This window comes from Streptococcus sp. KHUD_012 (genome assembly GCF_052588255.1).
In genome coordinates this window covers 1,859,042-1,873,527 of record NZ_CP159355.1, presented here as the reverse complement: position 1 = coordinate 1,873,527, position 14,486 = coordinate 1,859,042, and the positions used below count along the sequence as shown (strand labels likewise).

Here is a 14,486-nt window from a genome sequence, read left to right as displayed (position 1 = left end):
GAAATGACTGAAAAATTAGTTGAAATTAAAGATTTAGAAATTTCCTTCGGTGAAGGAAGTAAAAAATTCGTTGCTGTAAAGAACGCCAACTTCTTCATTAATAAGGGAGAAACTTTCTCGCTTGTTGGTGAATCTGGAAGTGGGAAGACAACAATTGGACGTGCGATCATCGGTCTGAATGATACAAGTGCTGGAGAAATTATTTATGACGGTCGCAAGATCAACGGAAAAAACTCTCATAGTGAAAAATCAGAGTTGATCCGTAAAATTCAAATGATCTTCCAAGACCCAGCAGCAAGTTTGAATGAACGTGCAACAGTTGATTATATTATCTCTGAAGGTTTGATCAACCACCATTTGTTTAACAGTGAAGAAGAACGTCAGGAAAAAGTGAAAAATATTATGCATGAAGTTGGACTTCTTGCAGAACATTTGACACGTTACCCTCACGAATTCTCAGGTGGTCAACGTCAACGGATCGGTATTGCCCGTGCACTTGTCATGGAACCAGAATTTGTCATTGCGGATGAACCAATCTCAGCTCTTGACGTTTCAGTACGTGCACAGGTCTTGAACCTTTTGAAAAAATTCCAAAGAGAATTAGGCTTGACCTACCTCTTTATCGCCCATGACTTGTCAGTTGTGCGCTTCATTTCTGACCGTATTGCAGTTATCTATAAAGGGGTTATTGTAGAAGTAGCAGAAACTGAAGAGCTATTTAACCACCCAATTCATCCATACACACAATCCCTACTTTCAGCTGTCCCAATTCCAGATCCAATTCTAGAACGTAAAAAAGTTCTAAAAATCTATGATCCAGAACAACATGATTACTCTGAAGATAAACCACAAATGGTTGAAATTAAACCAGGTCATTATGTATGGGCTAACAAAGCTGAAGAAAACAAATACAGACAAGAATATAAATAGAGAGGATTCCCTCTCTATTTTCTTTTTTTCAAAAAAACTTTCAAAAAAATAAATTTTTTTGGAAAAAAGTATTGACAGTAAGGAGAGGTCATGATATACTAATATAGTTGTCGCGCGAGAGCGACAAAGACCTTTGAAAACTGAACAAGACGAACCAATGTGCAGGGCGCTACAACAAAAGTTGTAGTAACTGAACAATAAAAAACAATAAATCTGTCAGTGACAGAATGAGTTTAAGACAAACAATTATTTTAATGAGAGTTTGATCCTGGCTCAGGATGAACGCTGGCGGCGTGCCTAATACATGCAAGTAGAACGCTGAAGCTTGGTGCTTGCACCGAGCGGATGAGTTGCGAACGGGTGAGTAACGCGTAGGTAACCTGCCTCTTAGCGGGGGATAACTATTGGAAACGATAGCTAATACCGCATAAAAGTCGATATCGCATGATATTGATTTGAAAGGTGCAATTGCATCACTAAGAGATGGACCTGCGTTGTATTAGCTAGTTGGTGAGGTAACGGCTCACCAAGGCGACGATACATAGCCGACCTGAGAGGGTGATCGGCCACACTGGGACTGAGACACGGCCCAGACTCCTACGGGAGGCAGCAGTAGGGAATCTTCGGCAATGGACGAAAGTCTGACCGAGCAACGCCGCGTGAGTGAAGAAGGTTTTCGGATCGTAAAGCTCTGTTGTAAGAGAAGAACGAGTGTGAGAGTGGAAAGTTCACACTGTGACGGTAACTTACCAGAAAGGGACGGCTAACTACGTGCCAGCAGCCGCGGTAATACGTAGGTCCCGAGCGTTATCCGGATTTATTGGGCGTAAAGCGAGCGCAGGCGGTTAGATAAGTCTGAAGTTAAAGGCTGTGGCTTAACCATAGTACGCTTTGGAAACTGTTTAACTTGAGTGCAGAAGGGGAGAGTGGAATTCCATGTGTAGCGGTGAAATGCGTAGATATATGGAGGAACACCGGTGGCGAAAGCGGCTCTCTGGTCTGTAACTGACGCTGAGGCTCGAAAGCGTGGGGAGCAAACAGGATTAGATACCCTGGTAGTCCACGCCGTAAACGATGAGTGCTAGGTGTTGGGTCCTTTCCGGGACTCAGTGCCGCAGCTAACGCATTAAGCACTCCGCCTGGGGAGTACGACCGCAAGGTTGAAACTCAAAGGAATTGACGGGGGCCCGCACAAGCGGTGGAGCATGTGGTTTAATTCGAAGCAACGCGAAGAACCTTACCAGGTCTTGACATCCCTCTGACCGCTCTAGAGATAGAGTTTTCCTTCGGGACAGAGGTGACAGGTGGTGCATGGTTGTCGTCAGCTCGTGTCGTGAGATGTTGGGTTAAGTCCCGCAACGAGCGCAACCCCTATTGTTAGTTGCCATCATTCAGTTGGGCACTCTAGCGAGACTGCCGGTAATAAACCGGAGGAAGGTGGGGATGACGTCAAATCATCATGCCCCTTATGACCTGGGCTACACACGTGCTACAATGGCTGGTACAACGAGTCGCGAGTCGGTGACGGCAAGCTAATCTCTTAAAGCCAGTCTCAGTTCGGATTGTAGGCTGCAACTCGCCTACATGAAGTCGGAATCGCTAGTAATCGCGGATCAGCACGCCGCGGTGAATACGTTCCCGGGCCTTGTACACACCGCCCGTCACACCACGAGAGTTTGTAACACCCGAAGTCGGTGAGGTAACCATTTGGAGCCAGCCGCCTAAGGTGGGATAGATGATTGGGGTGAAGTCGTAACAAGGTAGCCGTATCGGAAGGTGCGGCTGGATCACCTCCTTTCTAAGGAAATGGAAACCTGTACGTTGGTCTTGTTTAGTTTTGAGAGGTCTTGTGGGGCCTTAGCTCAGCTGGGAGAGCGCCTGCTTTGCACGCAGGAGGTCAGCGGTTCGATCCCGCTAGGCTCCATTAACACTGTAAGGGTGTTAAGATTGAACATTGAAAATTGAATATCTATATCAAATAGTAACAAGAAAATAAACCGAAACGCTGTAAATATTTAAAGAGTTTAGGTCGTAAGACCAAAAATAAGGTTAAGTTAATAAGGGCGCACGGTGGATGCCTTGGCACTAGAAGCCGAAGAAGGACGTGACAAACGACGAAATGCTTTGGGGAGCTGTAAGTAAGCGACGATCCAGAGATGTCCGAATGGGGGAACCCACTAGCTGATGGCTAGTACTCCTATCTGTTAAGGATAGGTAGAGGAAGACGCAGTGAACTGAAACATCTAAGTAGCTGCAGGAAGAGAAAGCAAAAGCGATTGCCTGAGTAGCGGCGAGCGAAACGGCAGGAGGGCAAACCGAAGAGTTTACTCTTCGGGGTTGTAGGACTGCAATGTGGACTTAAAGATTATAGAAGAATGACATGGGAAGGTCAGCCAAAGAGAGTAAGAGCCTCGTATTCGAAATAGTCTTTATACCTAGCAGTATCCTGAGTACGGCGGGACACGAGAAATCCCGTCGGAATCTGGGAGGACCATCTCCCAACCCTAAATACTCTCTAGTGACCGATAGTGAACCAGTACCGTGAGGGAAAGGTGAAAAGCACCCCGGGAGGGGAGTGAAATAGAACCTGAAACCGTGTGCCTACAACAAGTTCGAGCCCGTTAATGGGTGAGAGCGTGCCTTTTGTAGAATGAACCGGCGAGTTACGATATGATGCGAGGTTAAGTTGAAGAGACGGAGCCGCAGGGAAACCGAGTCTGAATAGGGCGCATTAGTATTATGTCGTAGACCCGAAACCATGTGACCTACCCATGAGCAGGTTGAAGGTGAGGTAAAACTCACTGGAGGACCGAACCAGGGCACGTTGAAAAGTGCTTGGATGACTTGTGGGTAGCGGAGAAATTCCAAACGAACTTGGAGATAGCTGGTTCTCTCCGAAATAGCTTTAGGGCTAGCGTCGACATTAAGATTCTTGGAGGTAGAGCACTGTTTGGGTGAGGGGTCCATCCCGGATTACCAATCTCAGATAAACTCCGAATGCCAATGAATTATGGTCGGCAGTCAGACTGCGAGTGCTAAGATCCGTAGTCGAAAGGGAAACAGCCCAGACCACCAGCTAAGGTCCCAAAATAATTGTTAAGTGGAAAAGGATGTGGGGTTGCACAGACAACTAGGATGTTAGCTTAGAAGCAGCTATTCATTCAAAGAGTGCGTAATAGCTCACTAGTCGAGTGACCCTGCGCCGAAAATGTACCGGGGCTAAAACAATTTACCGAAGCTGTGGATACCTTTATAGGTATGGTAGGAGAGCGTTCTATGTGTGGAGAAGGTGTACCGTGAGGAGCGCTGGAACGCATAGAAGTGAGAATGCCGGTATGAGTAGCGAAAGACAGGTGAGAATCCTGTCCACCGTAAGACTAAGGTTTCCAGGGGAAGGCTCGTCCGCCCTGGGTTAGTCGGGACCTAAGGAGAGACCGAAAGGTGTATCCGATGGACAACAGGTTGATATTCCTGTACTAGAGTATGTAGTGAAGGAGGGACGCAGTAGGCTAACTAAAGCGTGCGACTGGAAGTGCACGTCTAAGCAGTGAGGTGTGAATTGAGTTAAATGCTTAATTCTATAACATTGAGCTGTGATGGGGAGCGAAGTTTAGTAGCGAAGTTAGTGACGTCACACTGCCAAGAAAAGCTTCTAGCGTTAATCATACTCTACCCGTACCGCAAACCGACACAGGTAGTCGAGGCGAGTAGCCTCAGGTGAGCGAGAGAACTCTCGTTAAGGAACTCGGCAAAATGACCCCGTAACTTCGGGAGAAGGGGTGCTGGCTTTAAGTCAGCCGCAGTGAATAGGCCCAAGCAACTGTTTATCAAAAACACAGCTCTCTGCTAAATCGTAAGATGATGTATAGGGGGTGACGCCTGCCCGGTGCTGGAAGGTTAAGAGGAGTGCTTAGCGTAAGCGAAGGTATGAATTGAAGCCCCAGTAAACGGCGGCCGTAACTATAACGGTCCTAAGGTAGCGAAATTCCTTGTCGGGTAAGTTCCGACCCGCACGAAAGGCGTAATGATTTGGGCACTGTCTCAACGAGAGACTCGGTGAAATTTTAGTACCTGTGAAGATGCAGGTTACCCGCGACAGGACGGAAAGACCCCATGGAGCTTTACTGCAGTTTGATATTGAGTGTCTGTGCCACATGTACAGGATAGGTAGGAGCCATTGAGATCGGGACGCCAGTTTCGATGGAGGCGTTGTTGGGATACTACCCTTGTGTTATGGCCACTCTAACCCGGTAGGTTCATCATCTACGGAGACAGTGTCTGACGGGCAGTTTGACTGGGGCGGTCGCCTCCTAAAAGGTAACGGAGGCGCCCAAAGGTTCCCTCAGAATGGTTGGAAATCATTCGCAGAGTGTAAAGGTATAAGGGAGCTTGACTGCGAGAGCTACAACTCGAGCAGGGACGAAAGTCGGGCTTAGTGATCCGGTGGTTCCGTATGGAAGGGCCATCGCTCAACGGATAAAAGCTACCCTGGGGATAACAGGCTTATCTCCCCCAAGAGTTCACATCGACGGGGAGGTTTGGCACCTCGATGTCGGCTCGTCGCATCCTGGGGCTGTAGTCGGTCCCAAGGGTTGGGCTGTTCGCCCATTAAAGCGGCACGCGAGCTGGGTTCAGAACGTCGTGAGACAGTTCGGTCCCTATCCGTCGCGGGCGTAGGAAATTTGAGAGGATCTGCTCCTAGTACGAGAGGACCAGAGTGGACTTACCGCTGGTGTACCAGTTGTCTCGCCAGAGGCATCGCTGGGTAGCTATGTAGGGAAGGGATAAACGCTGAAAGCATCTAAGTGTGAAACCCACCTCAAGATGAGATTTCCCATGATTATATATCAGTAAGAGCCCTGAGAGAAGATCAGGTAGATAGGTTAGGAGTGGAAGTTGTGTGAGCAATGGAGCGGACTAATACTAATAGCTCGAGGACTTATCCAAAGAGTCAAAAGATATTGACAACGAAAGGTTAACTTGTTAGAATATAGATGTTCAATTTTGAATGTTTAATCATTCAGAGTTAAGTGACGATAGCCTAGGAGATACACCTGTACCCATGCCGAACACAGCAGTTAAGCCCTAGAACGCCGGAAGTAGTTGGGGGTTGCCCCCTGTGAGATAAGGTAGTCGCTTAGCTTGATTCCGCCATAGCTCAGTTGGTAGTAGCGCATGACTGTTAATCATGATGTCGTAGGTTCGAGTCCTACTGGCGGAGTATAGAATAAAAGAGATCAAGTAATTGATCTCTTTTTTACTTTTCATTTTAAAGTTAATTAAAGCTCCGTTTAGTTAACGGAGCTTTTCTCTATTTAGTTATTTGGGAAAAATGCTTGATATAAGGCTTTAATTGCTTTTTCTTCTTGATCTTTACTCACAACGAACATAATGGAAACTTCACTAGAACCTTGTGAGATCATTTGAATATTTACTTCATTTTCTGATAGTGCTTTGGCTGCAGTGGCGGTAACCCCTACCTGACTCTTCATTTTCTCACCAACAATCATAATGATGGAAAGATCATGTTCAATTTCGGCTGTGTCAACTTCGAGCTTTTGTGTTAATTGTTTCAGAATTTCTTGTTCTTTGATCGGAGTCAGTTCACGTGAACGCAAAATGATAGACAAGTCATCAATTCCTGTTGGCATATGTTCCCAACTGATATTGAGATCTTCTAAAATTTGAAGGACTTTTCGACCAAAACCGACTTCACGGTTCATAAGGTATTTTGTAGTGTTAATGCTAACGAATCCTGAATCACCTGCAATCCCTACAACAGTTACATGATCATTTGAATGTTCCAAAACAATGCGGGTTCCAGGGTGGTCTGGATTATTAGTATTTTTAATGACTAATGGGATTTTACCTCTGTATGCAGGAACGAGTGCTTCATCATGTAAGACTGAAAAACCTGCATAGGCTAATTCACGCATTTCTTTGTAGGTCAATTCAGGAATAGAATGTGGGTGTTTAATGATACCTGGATGTGCTGCAAAAATACCATTTACGTCTGTAAAGTTTTCGTATAAGTCTGCTTTTACACCTGCTGCAATGATCGATCCTGTAATGTCAGATCCACCACGAGAAAATGTACAAATGTCACCATCTTGAGTAACACCAAAGAAACCTGGAATGACAATCACTTCACTTGAATCTTTTAGTTCTTCAATTTTATCGTAACTAGATGGTAAAATACGAGCGTTGGAAGGTTCAGCAGTGACCGTAATTCCCGCTTCTTTTGGATGGATATATCTTGCTTCTAATCCATTTTGATTGAAATAAGCAGCAATGAGTTTAGCATTGTTATTTTCGCCTGCTGCTAAGAATGCATCGTATGTGAATGGATTCCCTTTTTTAGGTAAATTTGTTAAATCATAGATATCTTCAGCAATTTCTTGAATAATGGAATCTTTGAGACCCAATTCTTCTGTAATGGCCCGATAACGTTCAATAATCCACTGTTGTGTTTGTGTGACATCCTTATCTGAAGTAAATTCTTTATAATAGCGGATCAGTGCATCTGTTACTTTTGTATCTTCAGCGTTGCGTTTGCCTGGAGCTGATACAACTACAAACCTTCTTTCTGGATCATCTTTAATGATATTAAGTACTTTTTTTAATTGAGAAGCTGATGCTAGAGAACTTCCACCGAATTTAGTTACTTTCATATTTTCTCCTTAATAGTTTCATTAATACATTATACCAAAGTTCAGTTATTGATACAATGTATTTACAGATAGGGCATAAAATAATTGATTCTGTAGAAGAGAGAAATTGTAATTATTCAAATTTTACAATTTTGTTACATCTTATAGATATATTTTACTATTTTTGTTTTTTGTGGTAAGATATGTTATAATTCAAAAGTTTTAATATCAAAATATTTTATCTTTAAACAAAAGGAGTCTGTGATGTTTGAAACAATTTTGTATTCTGTCGAAAACGACCTCGCGACAATCTCTTTAAATCGTCCTGAAGTATCCAATGGTTTTAACATTCCAATGTGTCAGGAAATTTTAGCTGCCCTGGAAGATGCAGAAAAAAATGAGGAAGTAAAATTCATTATTCTATCAGCAGAAGGGAAAATCTTTTCAGTTGGTGGAGATTTGAGCGAAATGAAACGCGCAGTCGATGCGGATGACATCGAGTCTCTTGTTTTAATTGCCGAATTAGTTAATACGATTTCAAAGAAAATCAAGCAATTGCCAAAACCGGTTATTATGGTGGCAGATGGAGCGGTTGCTGGAGCAGCTGCTAACATTGCAGTAGCTGTTGATTTTTGTATTATTAGTGATCGTACTAAATTTATCCAAGCCTTTGTTGGGGTTGGTTTAGCACCAGATGCGGGTGGGTTATTCTTGTTAGGAAAAGCCATTGGCATGTCTCGGGCTACTCATTTAGTAATGACGGGTGAATCCTTGACTGCTGAAAAAGCATTTGATTATGGCCTAGCTTATCGTGTTTGTGAATCTGAAAAACTCGATAAAACCGTTGAGCAATTGCTTAAAAAATTAAGAAGAGGATCTTCAAATTCTTATGCTGCCATGAAAGAAATGGTTTGGGAAGCATTCTTGAAAGAATGGGACAAATATGCGGGTCTTGAATTGGATTTGCAAAAGAAACTAGCATTTACAGAAGATTTCAAGGAAGGGGTTATTGCCTACTCTGAGAAACGTCGGCCACAATTTAAAGGAAAATAAATTTGTAATTTTTCTATGTTTTGTGAAAAAATGCTTGCAAATTATTTTCATTTTTGATAAAATTTGACTATCAAAGTAAAATTAGGAGGTGGAGTTTTGAATTACCAATTAGTTAACGACTATTTAACATCCATCTTTAATAATGTTTTGGTTATTGAGGAGTCGAGCCTAAGAGCAAGTCGATTCAAAGATGTTTCTATTAAAGAAATGCATACGATCGATGTGATTGGTTCGACACCGAATGCAACCCCGAGTGATATTTCACGGGAGTTGATGGTGACTTTGGGGACTGTCACGACAAGTTTGAATAATCTTGAGCGCAAAGGGTATATCGAAAGAAGAAGATCGGAAGTTGATCGCCGGGTTGTACACTTGAGTTTAACGAAGAACGGTCGTCTACTTTATCGTCTTCATCAGCAATTCCATAAACGGATGGTCAACCAGATTATTGGAGATATGAGTCCTGAAGAGAAGAAAGTGATGCAAAAAGGATTGCAAAATCTGTATCGTTTCTTGGAGGAAATTAAATAATGGTCTTTGCTAAAATTAGTCAAGTTGCTCATTATGCACCTGACCAAGTCGTATCGAATGATGATTTAGCTGAGATTATGGATACAAGTGATGAATGGATCAGTAGTCGGACAGGTATTCTTCGTCGTCACATTTCAAGAGATGAGACGACCAGTGATCTTGCAACAATTGTTGCACAAAGATTATTAGCAAAAGCAAACTTAGACGCTGAGGAAATTGATTTTATCGTTGTCGCTACGATTACACCAGATAGCTTAATGCCATCAACTGCAGCCCGGGTACAAGCTAATATTGGAGCTTCTCGAGCTTTTGCCTTTGATCTGACTGCAGCATGTAGCGGATTTGTATTTGCATTAGCCACTGCTGAAAAATACATTTCTTCAGGTATGTACCGGCGAGGAATTGTGATCGGTAGTGAGACGCTTTCAAAAGTATTAGACTGGTCAGACCGTTCCACTTCAGTCCTTTTTGGAGATGGAGCTGGTGGTGTCTTGCTTGAAGCAAGTGACCAAAAATCGTTTTTGGCTGAAAATCTTTTTACGGATGGTAGCCGAGGTACTAGTCTTGAGTCTTGCTATTTGGGTCTCTCTTCCCCATATTCAGAGGAAGTTTCCGATCGAAGATATCTGACGATGGATGGACGGGCAGTTTTTGATTTTGCCATTCGTGATGTCACGAAAAGTATTCAAAAAATTATAGCAGACGCCTCTATGGAAGCAGAAGAGATTGACTATTTTCTGTTACACCAGGCGAATGACCGAATGTTAGATAAGATGTCAAAGAAGCTGGGTGTCTCTAGAGAGAAAATCCCAGCAAATATGATGGAATATGGGAACACTAGTGCTGCTAGTATCCCCATTCTATTATCGGAGTGTGTCGAGAATCATCGAATCAAGATGGATGGAAGTCAAAAAATTCTTCTAACAGGATTCGGTGGAGGTTTGACATGGGGCACACTTCTTGTTACAATCTAGTTAAACATGTGGAAACACATTTTAAAAATTTATATATTATTTTTTAAGGAGGCCTATCATGGCAGTATTTGAAAAAGTACAAGAAATTATCGTTGAAGAACTTGGTAAAGAACCATCAGAAGTAACTCTTGAGTCTACATTCGAAGATTTAGAAGCAGATTCATTGGATTTGTTCCAAGTTATCTCTGAAATTGAAGATGCTTTTGACATCCAAATCGAAACTGAAGAAGGATTGTCTACAGTTGGTGACCTTGTCGCTTACGTAGAAGAAAAAACAAAATAATGATAGATGAGAGTATCGAAAGATATTCTCTCTTGTTTAGGTAATAGTTTGAGGCTCAAAGAAACAATCTTTTAAACTCAAACTATTACTTAAGCGAAAAAAGAGGTAGGTATAATGCAAACACGAATTACTGAACTATTGAATATTAAATATCCAATCTTCCAAGGTGGGATGGCATGGGTCGCTGATGGTGACTTGGCTGGAGCAGTATCAAACGCCGGTGGTCTTGGAATCATTGGTGGCGGGAACGCTCCAAAAGAAGTTGTAAAGGCTAACATTGATAAAGTGAAGTCTATTACAGATAAACCTTTTGGTATAAATATCATGCTTTTGTCCCCATTCGCGGATGACATTGTTGACCTGGTGATTGAAGAAGGTGTAAAGGTTGTTACAACTGGTGCTGGAAATCCTGGGAAATACATGGATCGTTTCCATGAAGCAGGGATCACTGTCATTCCTGTTGTTCCATCTGTTGCCCTTGCAAAACGGATGGAAAAATTGGGTGCCGATGCGGTGATTGCAGAAGGGATGGAAGCTGGAGGTCACATTGGTAAATTGACGACCATGACCTTGGTTCGTCAAGTGGTTGAAGCTGTTTCTATTCCAGTAATTGGTGCTGGAGGTGTCGCTGATGGTGCCGGTGCTGCAGCTGTCTTTATGTTAGGTGCCGAAGCTGTTCAGGTGGGAACTCGTTTCGTGGTTGCTAAAGAATCTAATGCTCACCAAAACTTTAAGAATAAAATCTTGAAAGCGAAAGATATTGATACGGTAGTTTCAGCATCAGTTGTTGGACACCCTGTTCGTGCGATCAAGAATAAATTGGCTTCTGCCTATAACCAAGCTGAAAAAGATTTCTTGGCAGGTAAGAAGACTCAAGAAGAAATTGAAGAATTAGGAGCAGGTGCCCTTCGCAATGCCGTTGTTGATGGAGATGTTGACAATGGATCTGTAATGGCAGGTCAAATTGCTGGTCTTGTGAGCAAGGAAGAAACCTGTGCTGAAATTCTAGAAGATATCTATTATGGTGCAGCCAAGGTAATTCAAAAAGAGGCTGCTCGTTGGGCAGATGTAAACGTCTAAAAACGTCGAAAGGATTAGGATAGTGACAAAACGTGCGTTCTTATTTGCTGGTCAAGGGGCTCAGAAATTGGGCATGGCGAGCGATTTGTATGCGGCTTATCCCGTTGTTAAAGAGACATTTGATACGGCTAGTCGTATTCTAGGTTATGATTTGCGTGAATTGATTGATTCTAACGAAGAAAAACTGAATCAGACACGCTATACTCAACCAGCTATTTTGACAACGTCAGTAGCCATTTATCGTCTCTTAGCAGAAAATGGTATCACTCCTGATATTGTTGCCGGCCTCTCTTTGGGGGAATATTCTGCCTTAGTTGCGGCTGGAGCTCTGTCGTTTGAAGATGCAGTAGCTTTGGTTGCGAAACGTGGTGAATTCATGGAAACGGCAGCTCCTGCTGGAAGTGGGAAAATGGTTGCTGTTATGAATACAGATCCAAGTTTGATCGAAGAGATTTGTCAACAAGCATCTGAAAAGGGTGTAGTGACACCGGCTAACTACAATACACCCGCACAAATTGTGATTGGTGGTGAGGTTACGGCTGTGGATTATGCTGTGGAACTATTGAAGGAAGCAGGTGCCAAACGCTTGATCCCTTTGAATGTGTCAGGTCCATTCCACACAGCCTTACTGGAATCTGCTAGTCAAAAATTGGCGGCTGAACTAGAAAAAGTATCATTTAATGATTTTGATCTTCCTTTAGTTGGGAATACAGAAGCTACTATCATGAAGTCAGAAGATGTGAAAGCACTTTTGGCCCGTCAAGTAAAAGAACCGGTTCGTTTCTATGATTCAATTGCTACGATTCAAGACTTTGGTGTAGATGAGGTCATCGAGATCGGACCTGGAAAAGTCTTGTCAGGATTCTTGAAGAAAATTGATAAAACTCTTCCAACTCATAACGTCGAAGATCAGGCTAGTCTAGATGCACTTCTGAATGCTTAAAACGAGGTAAAGATGGAACTTAAAAATAAAAATGTTTTTGTAACAGGTTCAACACGCGGAATTGGATTGGCTGTGGCTCATAAATTTGCGAGTCTCGGTGCCAATGTTGTCCTAAATGGACGTTCTGAAATTTCTGAGGACTTGCTTGCACAGTTTGCTGACTATGGTGTGACTGTTGTTGGTATTTCTGGAGATATTTCTAATGGCGAAGATGCGCAACGTATGGTGGCTGAAGCAATTGAAAAGCTTGGAAGTGTTGATGTTTTGGTCAATAACGCTGGCATTACAAACGACAAGTTGATGTTGAAAATGACTGAAGAAGATTTTGAACGGGTCTTGAAAATCAACTTGACCGGTGCCTTTAATATGACTCAAGCTGTCTTAAAACCTATGTCTAAGGCTCGTCAAGGTGCCATTATCAACATGTCCTCTGTTGTTGGTCTAATGGGGAATATTGGTCAAGCGAACTATGCAGCTTCAAAAGCTGGATTGATTGGTTTTACCAAATCCGTTGCGCGTGAAGTTGCGGCTCGTGGCGTTCGTGTGAATGCCATTGCACCTGGTTTCATTGAATCAGATATGACAGACGCTATTCCAGAGAAAATGAAAGATGCCATGCTAGCTCAAGTGCCAATGAAACGAATTGGTCAAGCTGAAGAAGTGGCAGAAGTTGCGGCTTTCTTGGCAGGTCAAGAATATTTAACTGGTCAAACAATTGCCATTGATGGCGGCATGACTATGCAATAATGAATGCTTACTGATCGAAAATCACTTACTTAAATATCCATCCGACAAAAGGAGAATATATATGTCTACAAATCGTGTTGTTGTTACAGGTTACGGTGTAACCTCACCAATCGGAAATACACCAGAGGAGTTCTGGAATAGCCTTCATGAAGGAAAAATTGGAATCAAGCCCATTACGAAATTTGATGCTTCTGAAATTCCAGTCTTTAATGCTGGTGAAATTCAAGATTTCCCATTCGATAAATATTTTGTGAAAAAAGATCAAAATCGTATGGATACTTACTCATTGTATGCAATCTATGCTGCGATGGAAGCTATTGAAAATTCAGGCTTGAATATGGAAGAAGAAGACCGTGATCGAGTAGGCGTGATTGTATCATCTGGTATCGGTGGTTTGCAAGAATTGGAAGATCAAATTATCCGGATGCATGAACGTGGGATGAAGAGAATCCAACCAATGTTTATTCCAAAAGCTCTTTCAAACATGGGTGCTGGAAACATCGCACTTAAGATTGGGGCTCAAGGGGTATGTAAATCCGTAACAACAGCTTGTGCTTCTGCTAATGATGCCATTGGTGAAGCTTTCCGTGAAATTAAATTTGGTATGCATGATGTTGTTTTGGCAGGTGGTGCTGAAGCTTCAATTACCAAGATTGGTATCGGTGGTTTTAATGCCCTTACGGCCCTTTCAACAACGGAAGATCCAGAACGTTCATCTATCCCATTTGACAAAGACCGTAATGGTTTTGTGATGGGTGAAGGTGCAGGGGTTCTTGTCATCGAAAGCTTGGAACATGCCCAAAAACGTGGTGCTAATATTTTAGCTGAAATTGTTGGTTACGGTTCGAACTGTGATGCCTACCATATGACAACACCGACACCAGATGGTTCAGGTGCTGCTAAAGCGATTAAATTAGCGATCAATGAAGCGGGTATCAAGCCTGAAGATGTCGATTATGTCAATGCGCATGGTACATCTACACCTGCTAATGAGAAAGGTGAAAGCGGAGCTATTGTTTCTGTCCTTGGTAAAGAAGTTCCTGTATCATCTACTAAATCATTTACAGGACACTTGTTAGGTGCTGCTGGTGCGGTTGAAGCGATTGCTACCATCGAAGCGATTCGTCACAGCTTTGTACCAAAAACTGCTGGTACTAAAGAATTGTCTGACTATATCGAAGCAAACGTTGTTTATGGTGAAGGTCAAGAAGCGGATATTCAGTACGCTATCTCAAATACCTTTGGTTTTGGAGGACACAATGCTGTTCTGGCCTTTAAACGTTGGGAGGGTTAAT

The 14,486-nt window shown here is 42.8% G+C and carries 10 protein-coding genes, 2 tRNA genes and 3 rRNA genes; 14 read left to right on the top strand and 1 reads right to left on the bottom strand.

Annotated elements, in window-relative coordinates:
* The first annotated feature begins 3 nt into the window (after window positions 1-3).
* The 6 genes from ABVF55_RS09120 to ABVF55_RS09095 all read left to right on the top strand — a co-directional run bounded on the left by ABVF55_RS09120 (window position 4) and on the right by ABVF55_RS09095 (window position 6,151).
* On the top strand, window positions 4-930 hold the full coding sequence (locus ABVF55_RS09120) for an ATP-binding cassette domain-containing protein (RefSeq protein WP_003010296.1): 927 nt from the start codon (window positions 4-6) through the stop codon (window positions 928-930).
* 250 nt (window positions 931-1,180) lie between these two features.
* Window positions 1,181-2,728: ribosomal RNA gene (locus tag ABVF55_RS09115) — 16S ribosomal RNA — on the top strand.
* Window positions 2,729-2,781: 53 nt separating this feature from the next.
* Window positions 2,782-2,854, top strand: a tRNA-Ala gene (locus ABVF55_RS09110).
* A 123-nt stretch (window positions 2,855-2,977) separates the two neighbouring features.
* Window positions 2,978-5,877, top strand: a 23S ribosomal RNA gene (locus tag ABVF55_RS09105).
* A gap of 79 nt (window positions 5,878-5,956) precedes the next feature.
* Window positions 5,957-6,072, top strand: a 5S ribosomal RNA gene (gene rrf, locus ABVF55_RS09100).
* Together the 16S, 23S and 5S rRNA genes with 2 tRNA genes alongside form the textbook arrangement of a ribosomal RNA operon.
* Before the next feature lie 5 nt (window positions 6,073-6,077).
* Window positions 6,078-6,151, top strand: a tRNA-Asn gene (locus ABVF55_RS09095).
* A gap of 94 nt (window positions 6,152-6,245) precedes the next feature.
* Here the strand turns inward: ABVF55_RS09095 and ABVF55_RS09090 are convergent.
* Window positions 6,246-7,601 carry an aspartate kinase gene (locus tag ABVF55_RS09090; protein ID WP_021154497.1) on the bottom strand — a complete coding sequence of 452 codons (1,356 nt, stop codon included), beginning with the start codon at window positions 7,599-7,601 and terminating at the stop codon, window positions 6,246-6,248.
* A gap of 240 nt (window positions 7,602-7,841) precedes the next feature.
* Between ABVF55_RS09090 and ABVF55_RS09085 the strand changes: the two genes are divergently transcribed.
* The 8 genes from ABVF55_RS09085 (at window position 7,842) to fabF (ending at window position 14,485) form a co-directional block, all read left to right on the top strand.
* Window positions 7,842-8,633, top strand: a complete 792-nt coding sequence (locus tag ABVF55_RS09085) for an enoyl-CoA hydratase (RefSeq protein ID WP_445285261.1) — start codon at window positions 7,842-7,844, stop codon at window positions 8,631-8,633.
* A gap of 96 nt (window positions 8,634-8,729) precedes the next feature.
* Entirely contained in the window at window positions 8,730-9,164 is a 435-nt protein-coding gene (gene fabT, locus ABVF55_RS09080) for a fatty acid biosynthesis transcriptional regulator FabT (protein WP_003003993.1), read from the top strand.
* On the top strand, window positions 9,164-10,138 hold the full coding sequence (locus tag ABVF55_RS09075) for a beta-ketoacyl-ACP synthase III (RefSeq protein WP_445285260.1): 975 nt from the start codon (window positions 9,164-9,166) through the stop codon (window positions 10,136-10,138). Before fabT ends, ABVF55_RS09075 begins: the two co-directional genes overlap by 1 nt.
* A 58-nt stretch (window positions 10,139-10,196) precedes the next feature.
* Window positions 10,197-10,421, top strand: a complete 225-nt coding sequence (locus ABVF55_RS09070; RefSeq protein ID WP_003003892.1) for an acyl carrier protein — start codon at window positions 10,197-10,199, stop codon at window positions 10,419-10,421.
* 114 nt (window positions 10,422-10,535) lie between these two features.
* Entirely contained in the window at window positions 10,536-11,501 is a 966-nt protein-coding gene (gene fabK / locus ABVF55_RS09065) for an enoyl-[acyl-carrier-protein] reductase FabK (protein WP_195915913.1), read from the top strand.
* Window positions 11,502-11,523: 22 nt separating this feature from the next.
* The gene (gene fabD, locus ABVF55_RS09060) at window positions 11,524-12,444 is read left to right on the top strand and encodes an ACP S-malonyltransferase (protein WP_445285259.1); all 921 of its coding nucleotides are present in this window, start codon (window positions 11,524-11,526) and stop codon (window positions 12,442-12,444) included.
* Window positions 12,445-12,456: 12 nt separating this feature from the next.
* Complete coding sequence (gene fabG / locus ABVF55_RS09055; RefSeq protein WP_003010456.1) at window positions 12,457-13,191, top strand: 3-oxoacyl-[acyl-carrier-protein] reductase; 735 nt, start codon at window positions 12,457-12,459, stop codon at window positions 13,189-13,191.
* 61 nt (window positions 13,192-13,252) lie between these two features.
* Window positions 13,253-14,485 carry a beta-ketoacyl-ACP synthase II gene (gene fabF, locus ABVF55_RS09050; protein ID WP_003010454.1) on the top strand — a complete coding sequence of 411 codons (1,233 nt, stop codon included), beginning with the start codon at window positions 13,253-13,255 and terminating at the stop codon, window positions 14,483-14,485.
* The last annotated feature ends 1 nt before the right edge of the window (window position 14,486 follow it).

Bases quoted from the DNA above. Each gene is read 5' to 3' on its own strand.
- ABVF55_RS09120 (WP_003010296.1), top strand. From the start codon at position 4: ATGACTGAAAAATTAGTTGAAATTAAAGATTTAGAAATTTCCTTCGGT.
- ABVF55_RS09090 (WP_021154497.1), bottom strand. From the start codon at position 7,601: ATGAAAGTAACTAAATTCGGTGGAAGTTCTCTAGCATCAGCTTCTCAA.
- ABVF55_RS09075 (WP_445285260.1), top strand. From the start codon at position 9,164: ATGGTCTTTGCTAAAATTAGTCAAGTTGCTCATTATGCACCTGACCAA.
- ABVF55_RS09070 (WP_003003892.1), top strand. From the start codon at position 10,197: ATGGCAGTATTTGAAAAAGTACAAGAAATTATCGTTGAAGAACTTGGT.
- fabK (WP_195915913.1), top strand. From the start codon at position 10,536: ATGCAAACACGAATTACTGAACTATTGAATATTAAATATCCAATCTTC.
- fabG (WP_003010456.1), top strand. From the start codon at position 12,457: ATGGAACTTAAAAATAAAAATGTTTTTGTAACAGGTTCAACACGCGGA.
- fabF (WP_003010454.1), top strand. From the start codon at position 13,253: ATGTCTACAAATCGTGTTGTTGTTACAGGTTACGGTGTAACCTCACCA.